The following is a 15,419-nucleotide window of genomic DNA, read 5'->3' as shown; positions in this document are numbered from 1 at the left end:
TTCAGACGCCATCAGAACCAAGAGGAAGTGAATTATGGGTATTTTTTCTCGTTTTGCCGACATCGTGAACGCCAACATCAACACCCTGCTGGACAAGGCGGAAGATCCGCAGAAGCTGGTGCGGTTGATGATCCAAGAGATGGAAGACACGCTGGTTGAAGTTCGCTCTACGTCGGCGCGCGCGCTGGCGGAGAAAAAGCAGCTGCTGCGTCGCATTGAGCAGGGTGAAAACCAGGTAAGCGACTGGCAGGAAAAAGCCGAACTGGCCCTGCGCAAAGATAAAGAAGACTTGGCCCGTGCGGCGCTGATCGAAAAACAAAAGGTGGCCGATCTGATCGCCACGCTGACGCAGGAAGTGGCGACCGTAGAAGAAACGCTGGCGCGCATGAAGAGCGAAATTGGCGAGCTGGAAAACAAGCTGACCGAAACCCGCGCGCGGCAGCAGGCGCTGGCGCTGCGTCATCAGGCCGCGTCTTCTTCCCGTGACGTGCGCCGCCAGCTCGACAGCGGCAAGCTGGATGAGGCGATGGCGCGTTTCGAACAGTTCGAGCGCCGTATCGACCACATGGAAGCCGAGGCGGAAAGCATCAGCATCGGTAAAAAGAAGTCGCTGGACCAAGAGTTTGCCGAACTGAAGGCCGACGACGCCATCAGTGAGCAACTGGCGGCGCTGAAAGCCAAAATGAACCGCTCAGAGTAAGGCGAACCGCGGCCACACGCCGGAGGTGGCCGCCTATCCAGGACCCGATAAGAAGGAATAACAATGAGTGCTTTATTACTTGCCATTCCGCTGACAATTTTCGTGCTGTTTGTCGCGCCGATTTGGCTTTGGCTGCATTACAGCAATCGGCAACAGACCGGCATCCAGCTGAGTCAGCAAGAAATGCAGCGCCTGGCGCAGCTGGCGGAAGACGCCAAACGCATGCGTGAACGCATTCAGGCGTTGGAAGAGATCCTCGATACGGAACACCCGAACTGGAGACAGTCCTGATGAGCACGACGCTGGGCAGTAAAAAGCTTTATCGCGTTCCCGAAGAAGGCATGGTGAAAGGCGTCTGCGCCGGTTTGGCCCACTATTTCGACGTGCCGGTGCGCCTGATCCGCGTGATGGTGGTGCTGTCGCTGTTCTTCGGGCTGTTCTTCTTCACGCTGGTGGCCTATATCGCGCTGGTGTTCGTGTTGGATGAAGCGCCGGCCAGCCGTTTCGAAGGCGAGCATCAGAAGACGCCGCGCCAGCTGCTCGATCAGCTGGAGTATGAGCTGGGCAGCGGCGAGCAGCAGCTGCGCCAGGTCGAGCGCTACGTGACGTCCGATACCTTCGGCGTACAGAGCCGTTTCCGCAAGCTGTAACCCTACTTGCGATACCCGGCCTGCACAGGCCGGGTACCTTCGCCGCCGTTATCCCATAAATGTAACCTTAATCGTCTTGTGCCGGAGGGCATTGTCATGAATAAAATCGATGTCGCGAACACCGCCAAAACGGGTGGATTTAAACGAGGAGCGGCGGCAATGTTGAAGACATTGGCTAAAGTCATCATCATAGCGTTATTGAACTATGGCCCTGCGGGCGCCGCCGGCTGGCTGTTGAAGACCGTCGGCCGCAAACCGGTGCGCTTCGTGCTGGCGCTGGTGCTGGAACCGCTGTTCCGTAAAGGCCTGAACAAGGCATTCGGGCGTTACGTCAAGGAGAGCAATGAAACGACTGCAAAATGAGTTAACCTCGCTGGTCAACCGCGGAATGGATCGCCATCTGCGCCTGGCGGTGACCGGCCTGAGCCGCAGCGGCAAAACCGCCTTTATCACCGCCTTCGTCAACCAACTGTTGCATGTGCACAGCGGCGCGCGCATGCCGCTGTTTTCACCGGTGCGTGAAGAGCGCCTGCTGGGCGTCAAACGCATCCCGCAGCGCGATCTCGGCATCCAGCGTTTCACCTATGACGAAGGGCTGGCGCAGCTGTACGGCACGCCGCCGGCCTGGCCGACGCCGACGCGCGGCGTCAGCGAAATTCGTCTGGCGTTGCGTTATCGCTCCAACGACTCACTGCTGCGCCACTTTAAAGACACCTCCACGCTGTACCTGGAGATCGTCGATTATCCCGGCGAATGGTTGCTGGATCTGCCGATGCTCGAGCAGGACTACCTGGCCTGGTCGCGCCAGATGACCGGGCTGCTGCAGGGCGAACGCGCCGAATGGGCCAAGCCCTGGCTTGAGCTGTGCAAGGCCTGCGATCCGCTGGCCCCGGCCGATGAAAACCGCCTGGCGGCGATCGCTCAGGCCTACACCGATTACCTGCTACGCTGCAAAAGCGAAGGGCTGCACTTCATTCAACCGGGGCGTTTCGTGCTGCCGGGCGATATGGCCGGCGCGCCGGCGCTGCAGTTTTTCCCATGGCCCGATGTGGCCGCGATCGGCGAATCGAAGCTGGCGCAGGCCGACAAACACACCAACATCGGCATGTTGCGCGCTCGCTTCAACTACTACTGCCAGTCGATCGTCAAAAACTTCTACAAAGAACACTTCGTCCGTTTCGATCGGCAAATCGTGCTGGTCGACTGCCTGCAGCCGCTCAACAGCGGCCCGCAGGCGTTCAACGACATGCGTCTGGCGTTGACCCAACTGATGCAGAGCTTCCATTACGGAAAGCGCACGCTGTTTCGCCGCTTGTTCTCGCCGACCATCGACAAACTGATGTTCGCCGCCACCAAGGCGGACCATATCACCGCCGATCAGCACGCCAATCTGGTGTCGCTGCTGCAACAGCTGGTGCAAGAGGCGTGGCAGAACGCGGCGTTCGAGGGCATCAGCATGGATTGCGTCGGCCTGGCCTCGGTGCAGGCGACCGAGAGCGGCATCGTCGATCATCAGGGGCAACGCATTCCGGCGCTGAAGGGCAACCGCCTGAGCGACGGCGCGCCGCTGACGGTGTTCCCCGGCGAAGTGCCCGCCCGCCTGCCGGGGCCGGCGTTCTGGCAGAGCCAGGGGTTCCACTTCGATGAGTTCCGTCCGCGCGCCATGAGCGTGGACACCCCGTTGCCGCACATTCGTCTGGATGCGGTGATGGAGTTTTTATTGGGAGACAAATTGCGATGAGCGAGCCGATCAAACCGCGTATCGATTTTGACGAGCCGCTGCAGCCGCCGCAGGAGCCGGCGTTGCGCGCCGGCGTCGCTTTCGATGCCGAACAGGCAGAAAGCTTTTTCCCGGCGGCGCCGGAGCTGCAGCAGGAAGAGGAAGAAGGGCGCGCCGAAGGCATCATCAATGCCGCGCTGAAACCTAAACGCAGCCTGTGGCGCAAAATGGTCACCGCCGGCCTGGCGCTGTTCGGCGTCAGCGTGGTGGCGCAGGGCGTGCAGTGGGTGCATACCGCCTGGGTGCAGCAGGACTGGATCGCCATGGGCGGCGGCGTGGCCGGCGGCCTTATCGTGTTCGCCGGCGTCGGTTCGGTGGTCACCGAGTGGCGGCGTTTGTATCGGCTGCGCCAGCGCGCGGAAGAGCGCGACGTGGCGCGCGAGCTGTTGCATAGCCACGGGCTGGGGCAAGGGCGCGAATTCTGCGAGAAGCTGGCGCGTCAGGCCGGGCTGGATCAGGGGCATCCGGCGCTACAGCGCTGGCAGGCGTCGCTGCATGAAACGCAGAACGATCGTGAAGTGGTGGAGCTGTACGCCAAACTGGTGCAGCCGGTGCTCGATAACCAGGCGCGGCGCGAAATCAGCCGCTCCGCCGCCGAGTCGACGCTGATGATCGCCGTCAGCCCGTTGGCGCTGGTGGATATGGCGTTTATCGCCTGGCGCAACATCCGTTTGATCAACCGCATCGCCGCGCTGTACGGCATCGAGCTGGGCTACTTCAGCCGCATTCGTCTGTTCCGGCTGGTGCTGTTGAACATCGCTTTCGCCGGCGCTTCCGAGCTGGTGCGCGAAGTGGGCATGGACTGGATGTCGCAGGATCTGGCGGCGCGGCTGTCGGCGCGCGCGGCGCAGGGCATCGGCGCCGGGTTGTTGACCGCACGGCTGGGCATCAAGGCGATGGAACTGTGCCGCCCGCTGCCGTGGCTGGAAGGGGAAAAGCCGAAGCTTGGCGATTTCCGCAGCCAGCTGATCGGCCAGTTGAAAGACACGCTGAAAAAGAGCGACGGCAAGGCCAAATGACCCCACGACGGCGCTCTCAGGAGCGCCGTTTTCTCAACGGCGCCGACGCCGAACGTAATCGAGACTTGACGACAGTCGATCCCCCTGTGAGTGCATGATAAATCTCTGCAAAATTAATTCTGGTTGTGATAACTCTCTGTTTGTAGGCTAAAATGACGCCGATGCTGTTATCCGCTTGCGTTTAAAATCAGCAACCACGGCAATAAATCAGAGTTCTGTCAACTTTTGCTGACAGATCGCTTCTACCGCCCGGTGCGAGGGAGTATCATCATTGTCAACGATCCCCGCACCTGCAGAGATAAGGCCAACACTGATGCGTTTGGAAGTATTTTGCGAAGACCGCCTCGGTCTCACTCGAGAATTACTCGATCTTTTGGTATCGCGCAGCATTGACTTACGTGGCATCGAGATCGATCCCATCGGCCGCATTTACCTCAATTTCTCCCAGCTGGATTTCGATACTTTCCGCGCGCTGATGGCGGAGATCCGCCGCATCGCCGGCGTAACCGACGTGCGCACCGTCAGCTTTATGCCTTCCGAACGCGAGCATCGCGCGCTGCGTGCGCTGCTGGAATCGATGCCGGAACCGGTGTTCTCTATCGATATGAAGGGCAAGGTCGAGCTGGCCAACCCGGCGGCACAGGCGCTGTTCAGCCTGAACGAAGACAAGATCCGCAACCAGACCGCCGGGGCGCTGATCGGCGGCTATAACTTCAGCCGCTGGCTGGAGAGCGAGCATACGGCGCCGCACTCCGAACGGGTGGTGATTCGCAGCCAGGACTTCCTGATGGACATCACGCCCATCTATCTGGAAGACGAACAGCAGCAGCCGGCCGCGGTCGGCGCGGTGGTGATGCTGAAGTCCACCGCGCGCATGGGCCGCCAGCTGCAAAATCTGTCGGTGAACGACGATACCGAATTCGACCACATCGTCGCGGTAAGCGCCAAGATGCGCCACGTGCTGGAGCAGGCGCGCAAGTTGGCGATGCTCGATGCGCCGCTCCTGATCGTCGGCGATACCGGTACCGGCAAGGATATTTTGGCCCGCGCCTGCCATTTGCGCAGCCCGCGCGGCAAACAGCCGTTCCTGGCGCTGAACTGCGCTGCACTGCCGGATGACGTGGTGGAGAGCGAGCTGTTCGGCCATGCGCCGGGCGCTTATCCCAACGCGCTGGAAGGCAAGAAAGGCTTCTTCGAGCAGGCCAATGGCGGTTCGGTGCTGCTGGATGAGATCGGCGAAATGTCGCCGCGCATGCAGACCAAACTGCTGCGTTTCCTCAACGACGGCACCTTCCGCCGCGTCGGTGAAGAGCATGAGGTGCACGTTGACGTGCGCGTGATCTGCGCCACCCAGAAAAACCTCACCGAGCTGGTGCAGCGCGGTGAATTCCGCGAAGACCTCTATTACCGCCTCAACGTGCTGACCATCACCATCCCGCCGCTGCGCGAGCGTCCGCAGGACATCATGCCGCTGACCGAGCTGTTCGTGGCGCGCTTCGCCGATGAGCAGGGTGTGGCGCGGCCCAAGCTGGCGAGCGATCTGGGCGGCTTCCTCAGCAAGTACGGCTGGCCGGGCAATGTGCGCCAGCTGAAAAACGCCATCTACCGCGCGCTGACGCAAACCGAAGGCTACGAGCTGCGGCCGCAGGATATCGTGTTGCCGGAGTTCGAGGTGGAAATGTCGCTGGGCGACGAGGTGCTGGACGGCTCGCTGGACGACATCAGCAAACGTTTCGAGCGCTCGGTGCTGACGCGCCTGTATCGCACCTATCCCAGCACCCGCAAGCTGGCGAAGCGCCTGGGCGTTTCCCATACCGCCATCGCCAACAAGCTGCGCGAGTATGGCCTAAGCAGCCGCAAGGGTGGCGCCGAGGGCGAGGAATAAGAAAGGCGCCTTGTGGCGCCTTTAACGGGTTTCCAAAGCCGGCGCTCGCCGGCTTTGTTATTTCAGCGCAGCCAGCGCTGCGTCGTAGTCCGGCTCGGTGGTGATTTCGTTCACCAGCTCGCTGTACAGCACGTTGTCCTGGCCATCCAGCACCACGACCGCACGCGCGGTCAGGCCCGCCAACGGGCCTTCGGCGATTTCAACGCCGTACGCCTGCTTGAACTCGGCGCCGCGCAGGGTGGACAGAGTAACCACGTTGCTCAGGCCTTCCGCGCCGCAGAAGCGAGACTGCGCGAACGGCAGATCGGCGGAGATGCACAGTACCACGGTGTTATCCAGGCCGCTGGCCAGCTGGTTGAATTTACGCACCGAAGTCGCGCAGACGCCGGTATCGATGCTTGGGAAGATGTTCAGGACTTTGCGTTTACCCGCGAAGCTGCTCAGCGCTACGTCTGACAGGTCTTTGGCAACCAGTGAGAAGGCCTTGGCCTGTTCGCCCTGCTGTGGCAGTTTGCCCGCTACGCTGACCGGATTGCCTTGAAAATGTACTGTCTGAGTCATTGCTAGATTCCTTTTACAGGTGTTTATACAAAGGGTATGAACCTGATGAAACGGCGCACCGGCAACGGCATTTAACATCAGGTTCACACCCTGGCGCCAGTTTATGACAACCGGGGCGGATTGGATATCAAAGTTTGCTAAATAGTTGTATATATTAGGCTGTTCTATAAAACATCACCGGCGCATCAGCCTGGCTGAATGCGCAGTTTTCGCTCAGGAGCCGTTATGAGAGACATGCGTTTTTACCCGGAAGCCTGGCCGCTGCATACCGCCTTCGTGATTGCGCGCGGCAGCCGCACCGAAGCCCGGGTGGTGGTGGTCGAAATCGAACAGCAGGACGTGCGCGGCATCGGTGAGTGCACGCCGTACCCGCGCTACGGCGAAAGCGAGGAGTCGGTGATGGCGCAGCTGGCGGAGATGGCGCCGGCGATCGCACAAGGCATGACCCGCGAACAGCTGCGGGTGCAGATGCCGGCGGGCGCCGCCCGCAACGCGCTGGATTCGGCGCTGTGGGATCTCGAGTGCCGCCTTCACGGGCAGAGCCTGTGGCATCTCAGCGGCGTGACGGCCCCGGCGCATATCCGTATGGCGCAGACCGTCAGCATCGGCACGCCGGAAGCGATGGCCTTCGCCGCGCGTGAACTGGAGCAGCAGGGCGCTACGCTGCTGAAGATCAAACTCGACGATCACTATATCAGCGAACGATTGGTCGCGATCCGCGCCGCGGTACCCCAGGCGACGCTGATCGTCGACGCCAATGAATCTTGGCAGGCGGAAGGGCTGGCGGCGCGCTGCCAGCTGCTGGCCGATCTCGGTGTGGCGATGCTGGAGCAGCCGCTTCCGGCCGGTGACGATGCCGCGCTGGAGCACTTTATTCATCCGCTGCCGATCTGCGCCGATGAAAGCTGCCACACCCGCGCCGATCTACCTCGGCTGGCGCAGCGCTATCAGATGGTCAACATCAAACTGGACAAAACCGGCGGCTTGACCGAGGCGTTGGCGCTGGCGCAGGCCGCGCGCGAACAAGGGTTCGCCATCATGCTCGGCTGCATGTTGTGTACGTCGCGGGCGATATCCGCCGCCTTGCCGCTGGCGCCGGCGGCGCGCTTCGTCGATCTGGACGGCCCGACCTGGCTGGCGCGGGACGTCGAACCGGGCCTGGCGTTCGAATGCGGGGCGATCGTCGATATCGCCCCGTAGGGATTAATTCGGGTAGGTCAGCAGCTCGGTCATCGCGTCAATGTAGCGCTCGCTGGCGGCATCGGCGGAGATCGGCGGGAATTCGGCGGTGATGCACGGCAGCGACAGATCCGCGCACCAGCTGCCGAACGAACCGGGCGTTTCATAACCGACGCTGGTCACCAGCGGCAGCTCGAACTTGTGCGCTAGCCAAACGCCGAGCCGCGAGCTGGCGGGATCTTCGATGCAGGCCAGCGGCTCATGGAACGACACCACCCAGTGCGGCTTCAGGCGATGGATCAGGTGACACAGCGCCTGAGTTTCCGGTTCGGAACCGGGGCGCCCGCCGGTGGAGAGCTTGACGTCGCGCACCGGCGCCGCGCTGTTCCAGCGGTAGACGGTGTCGCCGGAGCGCCAGTTGGCGGCCGGGAAGTTGCGGTTCAGATCGACGCCGTTGGCATTGGCGCGCAGCCCCAGTTGGCAGCCGTCGGGGTTGACCGCCAGCACCACGTGGTGCCGCAGCCGCTCGGGGGCGATGCTGCGCAGCGCGCAGGACAGGGTCACGATGGCGGCGCTCTCATCGCCGTGGGTGCCGGCGATGATAAGGCCGGTCTCCGGGCCGCTGACCGCCGCCGGGAAATAGAGCAGCGGCGCGCCCAGCAGCGAGCTGCCGTAGTTCTCTCCTGCGACGGCCAACTGGCCACGTTCACTGCGCGGTCGATGTTCGGTCATGGTGTTGTCCCTGAGTAAAAGGCCGAGAGTCATTGTCATTTTATTCAGTGTATTACGCTTTGAGGCATCTTTCCCATCGCAATTGTGCGGCGTTTGCGCGATCTGTGACGCGGGGGGCGGCGAAAACGCCAATTAAACCGCACCTGGCCTGACGCTGTTGTTATACTAACGGCAGTGCTAAGCCAATCACCCGCAAGAGGATTTAACATGCCAGTAGCCAGAATCATCGCCAGCTATAGCGAAAATGAAAATGACACCATCACGCTGCTGTGCGGCGTGGACGCTGAAAACCAGATCCGTCAGGGGGAGTGGTTCGGCGTGGTGAAAAACGACGACGGGCGCGGGGACGAATCGAATTATCCGTTCACCCTGCATATCGATTACCAGAAAGATGTCTTCTACCTTGATTACGGCTACGACGACGCCGACGCGCGCCAGCTGCAAAAAACCGATATTTCGGCCCGTCCGCTGGCCGAGAAAGGCTTTTTCACCGTGTTCGATGAAGAAGAAGGCGAAGAGTTCAGCTACCGCATCAACAGCATCCACCTGTACGACTAGCGGTCGCTGCTGCAAACACCGCCCGTGCCGCCCTGCGCCGCACGGGTTTTTTTATCGCCTGAATCGCACTTTTTGCAACTTCTCGGCCGTGAGCGCTAGGCCGGACGGATCTTGTGCTATATGATAAAAAATTCAGATGGTTAACGGGGGGAACATCATAATGACGGGAAGAAAAATGCAACGAGGTTTTCGTTTGGCGCTTTGCGCGGCGGCGATCGGCGCCTGTATGAGCAGCGCCATGGCGGCGCAGGTTCCCCCGGGCACCGCGCTGGCGGCCAAACAGGAAATCGTGCGCCACATTAAAGACGAACCGGCCTCGCTCGATCCGATCAAAGCGGTTGGCCTGCCGGAGGCCCAGCTGGCGCGCGCTCTGTTCGAAGGGCTGGTCAATCAGGACGCCAACGGGAAAGTGATCCCCGGCGTCGCCACGCGCTGGCAGACCAGCGACAACCAGACTTACATTTTCCATCTGCGTAAAGACGCGCGGTGGTCAAACGGTGACCCTGTCACGGCGAAGGATTTCGTCTACAGCTGGCAGCGGCTGGTAGAGCCGAAAAACCTGTCGCCGTTCGCCTGGTTCGCGCAGCTGGCGGGGATCCAGAACGCCGAGCAGATCATCAGCGGCAAATTGCCGGCCGATCGCTTGGGCGTGTCGGCGCCGGACGACTACACGCTCAAAGTGCAGCTGGACAAGCCGGTGCCTTATTTCGTCAGCCTGACGGCCAACTTCAGCCTGTTCCCGGTGAATAAGGCGGTGGTGGAAAAATATGGCAACGACTGGACCAAGGTCGGCAATCTGGTGGGCAACGGCGCGTTCAAACTGCAGGAGCGGGTGGTGAACGAGAAGCTGGTGCTGACGCCTAACGATCATTACTGGGATCATGCGCATACCGTGCTGACCAAAGTGACCTTCGTACCCATCAACCAGGAATCCAACGCCACCAAGCGTTACCTGGCAGGTGACATCGATATCACCGAATCCTTCCCGAAAAACATGTATCAGAAGCTGCTGAAAGACATTCCGGGGCAGGTGTACACACCGGATCAGCTCGGCACCTATTACTACGCGTTCAACACCCAGCGCGCGCCGACCAACGACGTGCGGGTGCGCCAGGCCTTGTCCTACGCCATCGATCGCAAGATTATCGCGGAAAAAGTGCTGGGCACCGGCGAAAAACCGGCCTATCACTTCACGCCGGACGTGACCGCCGGGTTCAAACCGGAGGCGAGTTTGCTGCAAGAGCAATCGCAGGCGGAGCTGGACGCGCAGGCCAAGGCGTTGCTGCTGGCTGCCGGCTACGGCCCGAACAACCCGCTGAAGTTGACGTTGCTGTATAACACCTCGGAAAGCCACCAGAAGATCGCCATCGCCGTGGCCTCGATGTGGAAGAAGAAGCTCGGCATTGACGTCAAGTTGCAAAACCAGGAGTGGAAAACCTATATCGACAGCCGCAACACCGGCAATTTCGACGTGATCCGCGCCTCCTGGGTGGGTGACTATAACGAAGCGTCGACCTTCCTGTCACTGCTGACCTCGACCCACAGCGGCAACATCGCCAAGTTCAAGAACGCGGACTACGACAAGCTGCTGGCGCAGGCGGGGCGGGAAACCAATCCGGCGGCGGTGACCGCCGATTACAACAAGATGGAGCAGATCATTGCCGACCAGGCGCCGATCGCGCCGATTTACCAGTACACCAACGGCCGCCTGATCAAACCGTGGGTAAAAGGCTACCCGATCACCAACCCGGAAGACGTGGCCTACAGCCAGACGATGTATATCATCAAACACTGAGTCGATTTATTTATCGCCCCCGCCTAATGCGGGGGCTTTATTGTATCGACGATGCAACGAAGACGATAATTAATTTTCCCACGCGATAAACCCCGTTTAATAATAAACAGGGTTGCCATCATCATATGATTAGTTCGTTATTTCAGAGAGAGGTTACGCTTATAGACAGTCCCGCATGGCATCCACCACCACGCGGCCGCTCATGTCGGTCTGGGTGATGCGGTAGCTGGTGGGGTACGAGCGTCGGGTGCTGAAACGATCGTGGACGGAGACCTTGCCAATCTGCAGGCCGGCGGCGTTCTTCACCACAAACTCACTGATCTCTTCCTGGCCCTGGTTTTGCAAATGGATATTACTGATTTTTTCCAGCGTATCGCTGGCGTTTAGTTTTAAATGGTCGCGTAACATAACTACCTCCTCGTAGTGAGAAAAGTATATGCCCCTAAAATTTGCGCTGAAACAGCTTTGTGTTGATTTATTATTATCATTTTGAATTAAAAATGATAGCAATATGTTAAGTCATAATAATAACGGCATTGCCAGCGCTTTATCGGCGATATTGCCTGATTTGTCGGCAAAGGTTTATTTCATTGCCGTTATTATTAGTCTGCATTAATGGGGAAAAGCGCCTGCCTGGCCGCCGGGGCGGGAAAGACGCAGGCGACGTTGTGCCCGCAGCCGGGAACGATCGTTAACCGATGCGGCTTATCCGGTGCCAGGTAACGCCGGTCATAGTCGGCATAGGCCAGGGCACGTTGCAATCGATAGGGGCCCTGCAGCTGGGCGGCGCAGGATTTGTCGAGTATCCGATAGTAGGCGCCCGGCGCGGTGCCGGTATCACCGGCGGCGGCCAGGTAGGAGATATCCGCAGCGGCATAGCGCCCGCGGGCCGCATCGGCAGTGCGCTGCAGGTGAGCGGGAAGCGATTCCAGGCCGTATTTCCACCGGTTGGCCTGTGGACACTGGTCGGCGTTCTGCGTTTGCCAACGGAAGCGGCAGGCTGTTTCACTGCCGCAGCTCCCCCCATATGTTGGCTGGGGGCGCAGATTATCAAAATAGAGCCAGCTGCCAGGATCGGCCACCACATAGCGCAGCCGCACCCCGCCTGGCGGATGGGCAAAGCCGACATAATGTTGCACGAACTGGGCGCCGGCAGAGAAACCGGCCACGGTGATCGTCTGCAGCGACGGCCAGCGCCGTTTCATATCGGCCAGCAGGTTATCCATGGCGTTGAATGAACCGGTCTTCCCGGCATTATCCAAACCGCCCTCGATCCAGGAGCCGCAGCGCCACAGGGCGTCGCCGCCTTGCGGCTGGGGCAGACCGGCGGAATGGCAGTGGACGGCGAGTTTTTCCGGCACCTGGAACAGCGGGGCGGCCAGTAAAGTATCACCTCCCGCTCCTGCCGCTTGCGCGGCGTCGATCGCCGCTTGCAGCGTTTTAACGGCGTCGCGTGGATGACCGTGCATTACCACCAGTGCGTTACGCGGCTGGGCGCTGTGCTTCTGGGCGACATAGTAAGAAAAATTGCCGCCGGCCGTCGCGACCCGTAAAGGGGTAGACATGCGTTCCAGCGCCTGCTCCGCGCGCAGCGGTTGGCTGGCGAACAGCAGCAGCGCCGCCATGGTACAGAACAGGCACCGCAGCACAGCCAGGTTCAATGCAAAATGTCTTGCGCCTGATTCACTACTTCCCGCCATCGTCGTTCCTCACCCGGTCGCAAATGTGGCTTCGCCTGAAGTATAGAGCACGCTTTTTGTCCGGCGTGAAAACTGGCGTTACAGCTTGGCCTTTGATCTCCAAGGTGTTAACGCTAGACTCAGCAACATAAGCAAGACTGAGGGGATAAATGAATGGATGTGATTGAGGGGAGCGAGCTGCAGGTCGCTGATGCGGTTTATGCCTACCAGCTGGACGGCAAGGGGGGCGTAACGCCGATCGAGCAGGATGACAAGATCACCTGCGACGCGCCGTGCTGGCTGCATCTCGATTATGCGCACCCGGCCAGCGCCGAATGGCTGAGCACCACGCCGCTGCTGCCGGATTCGGTGCGCGAGGCGCTCTCAGGCGAAAGCTCGCGGCCGCGCGTCAGCCGCCAGGGTGAAGGCACCATGATCACCCTGCGCAGCATTAACTTCAACGCCAACTCCCGGCCGGATCAACTGGTCACCATCCGCGTGTACATCACCGATAAACTGATTATCTCCACCCGGCACCGCAAGGTGTACTCCATCGATCAGGTGGTGAACGATCTGCAGAGCGGCGCCGGGCCGACCAACAGCGGCAGCTGGCTGGTGGAGATTTCCGATGCGTTGACCGATCACACCAGTGAATTTATCGAGGATCTGCACGACAAGATTATCGATCTGGAGGACGCCTTGCTGGAGCAGCAGGTGCCGGAGCGCGGCCAGTTGGCATTGATCCGTAAACAGCTGATCGTGCTGCGCCGTTACATGGCGCCCCAGCGCGACGTCTTCGCTCGGCTGGCCAGCGATCGCCTGCCGTGGATGAGCGACGACGATCGCCGCCGCATGCAGGACATCGCCGATCGCTTGGGGCGGGGATTGGACGATCTGGACGGCAGCATCGCGCGCACCGCCATCTTGTCCGACGAAATCACCACGGTGATGGCCGACGCGATGAACCGCCGCACTTACACCATGTCATTGTTAGCGATGGTATTTCTGCCGACCACCTTCCTGACCGGGCTGTTTGGCGTCAACCTCGGCGGCATTCCGGGCAACAGTGCGCCGTTTGGCTTCGGCACTTTTTGCCTGATGCTGCTGGCCCTGGTGGGCGGCGTCGCCTGGTGGCTGAAGCGCAGCCGCTGGCTGTAGGCAAAAATGACGAAAACCCGGTTAACATTGAGCAATATCAACATTTAGCCGGGGGAAATGGGGCATGATCTCTCTCGCAGGTGAATGCAACGTCAAGCGATGGGCGTTGCGCTCCATAATTGTCTTACTTTCTTATTTTTGAATTACTGCATAGCACATTTGATTCGTACAATGCCGGTTTAATCACCGGCATTTTTTTATTCGGCTTTTACTCTGTTTCAGGCCGCGCTTTCATCCCAGAAGCTGGCTTCAATCTTGTGCCCATCCAAATCCCGAACAAAGCAGCCGTAGTAAGCCTCACCGTAGTGCGGCCGCGAACCGGGCGCGCCTTCATCGACGGCGCCGGCCAGCAGCGCCTGACGATGGAATTCATCCACCTGTTGCTTGCTGGTCGCGAAAAAGCCGACGTGCGTGCCGTTGCCGGGCGCGGCAGGCCGGCCGTCAATCGGCATCTGCAGCCAAAACTCCGGGTAGTCGCGGCCGTAACCGATGGCGCCGGGATGTTCCAACACGCGTCGGCAACCCAAGGCGGCCAGCGCACGATCGTAAAAGGCCGCGGCGGCCTCGAAATCGTTGGAGCCTAGCGAGACGTGGGACAGGCAGGGGGTAATATTCATTGCGCGCTCTCCAATTGACTGTATAAATAAACAGTATAGGGTAAAAACGGCACTGCCCAGTAAATTTTGCGCAAACTGTGAACAGGATCGAGATCGTCGAGAGCGGGGAATGTCGCCGCTTGCAGAGGGCAAGCGGCGAGAGGGGCTTATTTGATTTCCAGCACGTTCAACCGCTCTGGCGCTGGCACCGCGTCGTCTGAGTCTTCCGGCTGCCAGCCGACCGGTTGCATCGGGATGTCTTCGCGATCGAAGGCCAAATCGCCGCCGTCTACCACGGCGCTACCGTGGTGAATGCCTTTGAAATCGAACAGATTGATATCGCTCAGGTGCGAAGGCACCACGTTTTGCATGGCGCTGAACATGGTTTCCAATCGGCCAGGGTAACGCTTGTCCCAGTCGCGCAGCATGTCGCCGATCACCTGGCGCTGCAAATTAGGCTGCGAGCCGCACAGGTTGCACGGAATGATCGGGAAGGCTTTGGCGATAGAGAAACGCTCGATGTCTTTCTCGCGGCAATAGGCCAGCGGGCGGATGACCACGTGTTTGCCGTCGTCGCTCATCAGCTTGGGCGGCATGCCTTTCATTTTGCCGCCGTAGAACATGTTGAGGAACAGCGTTTGCAAAATGTCGTCGCGGTGGTGGCCCAGCGCGATCTTGGTGGCACCCAGTTCGGTGGCGGTGCGGTACAAAATGCCGCGACGCAGGCGCGAGCACAGTGAACAGGTGGTTTTGCCTTCCGGGATCTTGTCTTTGACGATGCTGTAGGTGTTCTCTTCGACGATCTTGTACTCCACCCCCAGGCTTTCCAGGTAGGCGGGCAGAATATGCTCCGGGAAGCCGGGCTGTTTCTGATCGAGGTTCACCGCGATTAACGAGAAGTTAATCGGCGCGCTCTGCTGCAGGTTGCGCAGGATCTCAAGCATGGTGTAGCTGTCTTTACCGCCGGACAGGCAGACCATGATGCGGTCGCCTTCTTCAATCATATTGAAATCGGCGATCGCTTCGCCCACGTTGCGGCGCAGGCGCTTTTGCAATTTATTCAGGTTGTACTGCTCTTTTTGGCTAACGGATTGCTTTTCTGACATTTAAATCGTGCTCATTCTCAA

General features: G+C 60.0%; 17 protein-coding genes. 11 read left to right on the top strand and 6 right to left on the bottom strand.

Going from position 1 to position 15,419, the window contains the following annotated elements; genetic code table 11:
* The first annotated feature begins 34 nt into the window (after positions 1–34).
* The 7 genes from pspA (at position 35) to tyrR (ending at position 6,034) form a co-directional block, all read left to right on the top strand.
* The gene (gene pspA, locus AC4PR2_RS18115) at positions 35–700 is read left to right on the top strand and encodes a phage shock protein PspA (protein WP_025303000.1); all 666 of its coding nucleotides are present in this window, start codon (positions 35–37) and stop codon (positions 698–700) included.
* Between the two features lie 63 nt (positions 701–763).
* A complete protein-coding gene (pspB, locus tag AC4PR2_RS18110; protein WP_039565931.1) occupies positions 764–991 on the top strand; it encodes an envelope stress response membrane protein PspB in 228 nt (75 codons plus the stop codon).
* A complete protein-coding gene (gene pspC, locus AC4PR2_RS18105; protein ID WP_004930552.1) occupies positions 991–1,350 on the top strand; it encodes an envelope stress response membrane protein PspC in 360 nt (119 codons plus the stop codon). Before pspB ends, pspC begins: the two co-directional genes overlap by 1 nt.
* 96 nt (positions 1,351–1,446) lie before the next feature.
* Positions 1,447–1,713 carry a phage shock protein PspD gene (gene pspD, locus AC4PR2_RS18100; protein WP_072035771.1) on the top strand — a complete coding sequence of 89 codons (267 nt, stop codon included), beginning with the start codon at positions 1,447–1,449 and terminating at the stop codon, positions 1,711–1,713.
* Positions 1,694–3,091, top strand: coding sequence for a YcjX family GTP-binding protein (locus tag AC4PR2_RS18095; protein ID WP_033632929.1), 1,398 nt, complete (start codon positions 1,694–1,696; stop codon positions 3,089–3,091). The genes pspD and AC4PR2_RS18095 overlap by 20 nt, the downstream gene beginning before the upstream one ends.
* Positions 3,088–4,149 (top strand): YcjF family protein, encoded by a 1,062-nt coding sequence (locus AC4PR2_RS18090; RefSeq protein ID WP_004930545.1) that lies wholly within the window; start codon positions 3,088–3,090, stop codon positions 4,147–4,149. Before AC4PR2_RS18095 ends, AC4PR2_RS18090 begins: the two co-directional genes overlap by 4 nt.
* A gap of 313 nt (positions 4,150–4,462) precedes the next feature.
* Positions 4,463–6,034: a transcriptional regulator TyrR gene (gene tyrR, locus AC4PR2_RS18085; RefSeq protein WP_038880356.1), complete on the top strand. Its 1,572-nt coding sequence runs from the start codon at positions 4,463–4,465 to the stop codon at positions 6,032–6,034.
* A gap of 57 nt (positions 6,035–6,091) precedes the next feature.
* On the opposite strand, the gene tpx is transcribed toward tyrR, so the two are convergent.
* Entirely contained in the window at positions 6,092–6,595 is a 504-nt protein-coding gene (gene tpx, locus AC4PR2_RS18080; protein WP_004930536.1) for a thiol peroxidase, read from the bottom strand.
* Positions 6,596–6,820: 225 nt separating this feature from the next.
* On the opposite strand from tpx, the gene ycjG reads away from it, so the two are divergent.
* Positions 6,821–7,795, top strand: a complete 975-nt coding sequence (gene ycjG / locus AC4PR2_RS18075) for an L-Ala-D/L-Glu epimerase (protein WP_060418587.1) — start codon at positions 6,821–6,823, stop codon at positions 7,793–7,795.
* Positions 7,796–7,798: 3 nt separating this feature from the next.
* Here ycjG and mpaA read toward each other — a convergent pair whose 3' ends face one another.
* Complete coding sequence (mpaA, locus tag AC4PR2_RS18070) at positions 7,799–8,506, bottom strand: murein tripeptide amidase MpaA (RefSeq protein ID WP_060418590.1); 708 nt, start codon at positions 8,504–8,506, stop codon at positions 7,799–7,801.
* 207 nt (positions 8,507–8,713) lie between these two features.
* Between mpaA and AC4PR2_RS18065 the strand changes: the two genes are divergently transcribed.
* Together AC4PR2_RS18065 and AC4PR2_RS18060 are read left to right on the top strand one after the other, a co-directional pair.
* Positions 8,714–9,064, top strand: coding sequence for a hypothetical protein (locus tag AC4PR2_RS18065; RefSeq protein WP_025302994.1), 351 nt, complete (start codon positions 8,714–8,716; stop codon positions 9,062–9,064).
* 160 nt (positions 9,065–9,224) lie between these two features.
* Positions 9,225–10,859, top strand: a complete 1,635-nt coding sequence (locus AC4PR2_RS18060; protein ID WP_492175335.1) for a peptide ABC transporter substrate-binding protein — start codon at positions 9,225–9,227, stop codon at positions 10,857–10,859.
* 159 nt (positions 10,860–11,018) lie between these two features.
* Here AC4PR2_RS18060 and AC4PR2_RS18055 read toward each other — a convergent pair whose 3' ends face one another.
* Both AC4PR2_RS18055 and AC4PR2_RS18050 read right to left on the bottom strand, forming a co-directional pair.
* Positions 11,019–11,267 carry a hypothetical protein gene (locus tag AC4PR2_RS18055; protein WP_492175334.1) on the bottom strand — a complete coding sequence of 83 codons (249 nt, stop codon included), beginning with the start codon at positions 11,265–11,267 and terminating at the stop codon, positions 11,019–11,021.
* 194 nt (positions 11,268–11,461) lie between these two features.
* Entirely contained in the window at positions 11,462–12,484 is a 1,023-nt protein-coding gene (locus tag AC4PR2_RS18050) for a hypothetical protein (protein WP_419426528.1), read from the bottom strand.
* Between the two features lie 228 nt (positions 12,485–12,712).
* On the opposite strand from AC4PR2_RS18050, the gene zntB reads away from it, so the two are divergent.
* Positions 12,713–13,696 (top strand): zinc transporter ZntB, encoded by a 984-nt coding sequence (gene zntB, locus AC4PR2_RS18045; RefSeq protein ID WP_064290024.1) that lies wholly within the window; start codon positions 12,713–12,715, stop codon positions 13,694–13,696.
* Positions 13,697–13,914: 218 nt separating this feature from the next.
* Here the strand turns inward: zntB and AC4PR2_RS18040 are convergent, their stop codons facing one another.
* Positions 13,915–14,313 (bottom strand): VOC family protein, encoded by a 399-nt coding sequence (locus AC4PR2_RS18040; protein ID WP_197804133.1) that lies wholly within the window; start codon positions 14,311–14,313, stop codon positions 13,915–13,917.
* Between the two features lie 146 nt (positions 14,314–14,459).
* Entirely contained in the window at positions 14,460–15,398 is a 939-nt protein-coding gene (gene ttcA, locus AC4PR2_RS18035) for a tRNA 2-thiocytidine(32) synthetase TtcA (RefSeq protein WP_060418604.1), read from the bottom strand.
* Positions 15,399–15,419 lie beyond the last annotated feature (21 nt).

Source organism: Serratia sp. A07, assembly GCF_058725505.1.
Note: the sequence above shows the minus strand (reverse complement) of the source record. Positions and strands in the feature narration are given on the sequence as shown.

What these genes read in the sequence shown, in the direction of transcription:
- pspA (WP_025303000.1), top strand. Translation starts at nt 35, where the DNA reads ATGGGTATTTTTTCTCGTTTTGCCGACATCGTGAACGCCAACATCAAC.
- pspB (WP_039565931.1), top strand. Translation starts at nt 764, where the DNA reads ATGAGTGCTTTATTACTTGCCATTCCGCTGACAATTTTCGTGCTGTTT.
- pspC (WP_004930552.1), top strand. Translation starts at nt 991, where the DNA reads ATGAGCACGACGCTGGGCAGTAAAAAGCTTTATCGCGTTCCCGAAGAA.
- pspD (WP_072035771.1), top strand. Translation starts at nt 1,447, where the DNA reads ATGAATAAAATCGATGTCGCGAACACCGCCAAAACGGGTGGATTTAAA.
- AC4PR2_RS18095 (WP_033632929.1), top strand. Translation starts at nt 1,694, where the DNA reads ATGAAACGACTGCAAAATGAGTTAACCTCGCTGGTCAACCGCGGAATG.
- AC4PR2_RS18090 (WP_004930545.1), top strand. Translation starts at nt 3,088, where the DNA reads ATGAGCGAGCCGATCAAACCGCGTATCGATTTTGACGAGCCGCTGCAG.
- tyrR (WP_038880356.1), top strand. Translation starts at nt 4,463, where the DNA reads ATGCGTTTGGAAGTATTTTGCGAAGACCGCCTCGGTCTCACTCGAGAA.
- tpx (WP_004930536.1), bottom strand. Translation starts at nt 6,595, where the DNA reads ATGACTCAGACAGTACATTTTCAAGGCAATCCGGTCAGCGTAGCGGGC.
- ycjG (WP_060418587.1), top strand. Translation starts at nt 6,821, where the DNA reads ATGAGAGACATGCGTTTTTACCCGGAAGCCTGGCCGCTGCATACCGCC.
- mpaA (WP_060418590.1), bottom strand. Translation starts at nt 8,506, where the DNA reads ATGACCGAACATCGACCGCGCAGTGAACGTGGCCAGTTGGCCGTCGCA.
- AC4PR2_RS18065 (WP_025302994.1), top strand. Translation starts at nt 8,714, where the DNA reads ATGCCAGTAGCCAGAATCATCGCCAGCTATAGCGAAAATGAAAATGAC.
- AC4PR2_RS18060 (WP_492175335.1), top strand. Translation starts at nt 9,225, where the DNA reads ATGACGGGAAGAAAAATGCAACGAGGTTTTCGTTTGGCGCTTTGCGCG.
- AC4PR2_RS18055 (WP_492175334.1), bottom strand. Translation starts at nt 11,267, where the DNA reads ATGTTACGCGACCATTTAAAACTAAACGCCAGCGATACGCTGGAAAAA.
- AC4PR2_RS18050 (WP_419426528.1), bottom strand. Translation starts at nt 12,484, where the DNA reads ATGGCGGCGCTGCTGCTGTTCGCCAGCCAACCGCTGCGCGCGGAGCAG.
- zntB (WP_064290024.1), top strand. Translation starts at nt 12,713, where the DNA reads ATGGATGTGATTGAGGGGAGCGAGCTGCAGGTCGCTGATGCGGTTTAT.
- AC4PR2_RS18040 (WP_197804133.1), bottom strand. Translation starts at nt 14,313, where the DNA reads ATGAATATTACCCCCTGCCTGTCCCACGTCTCGCTAGGCTCCAACGAT.
- ttcA (WP_060418604.1), bottom strand. Translation starts at nt 15,398, where the DNA reads ATGTCAGAAAAGCAATCCGTTAGCCAAAAAGAGCAGTACAACCTGAAT.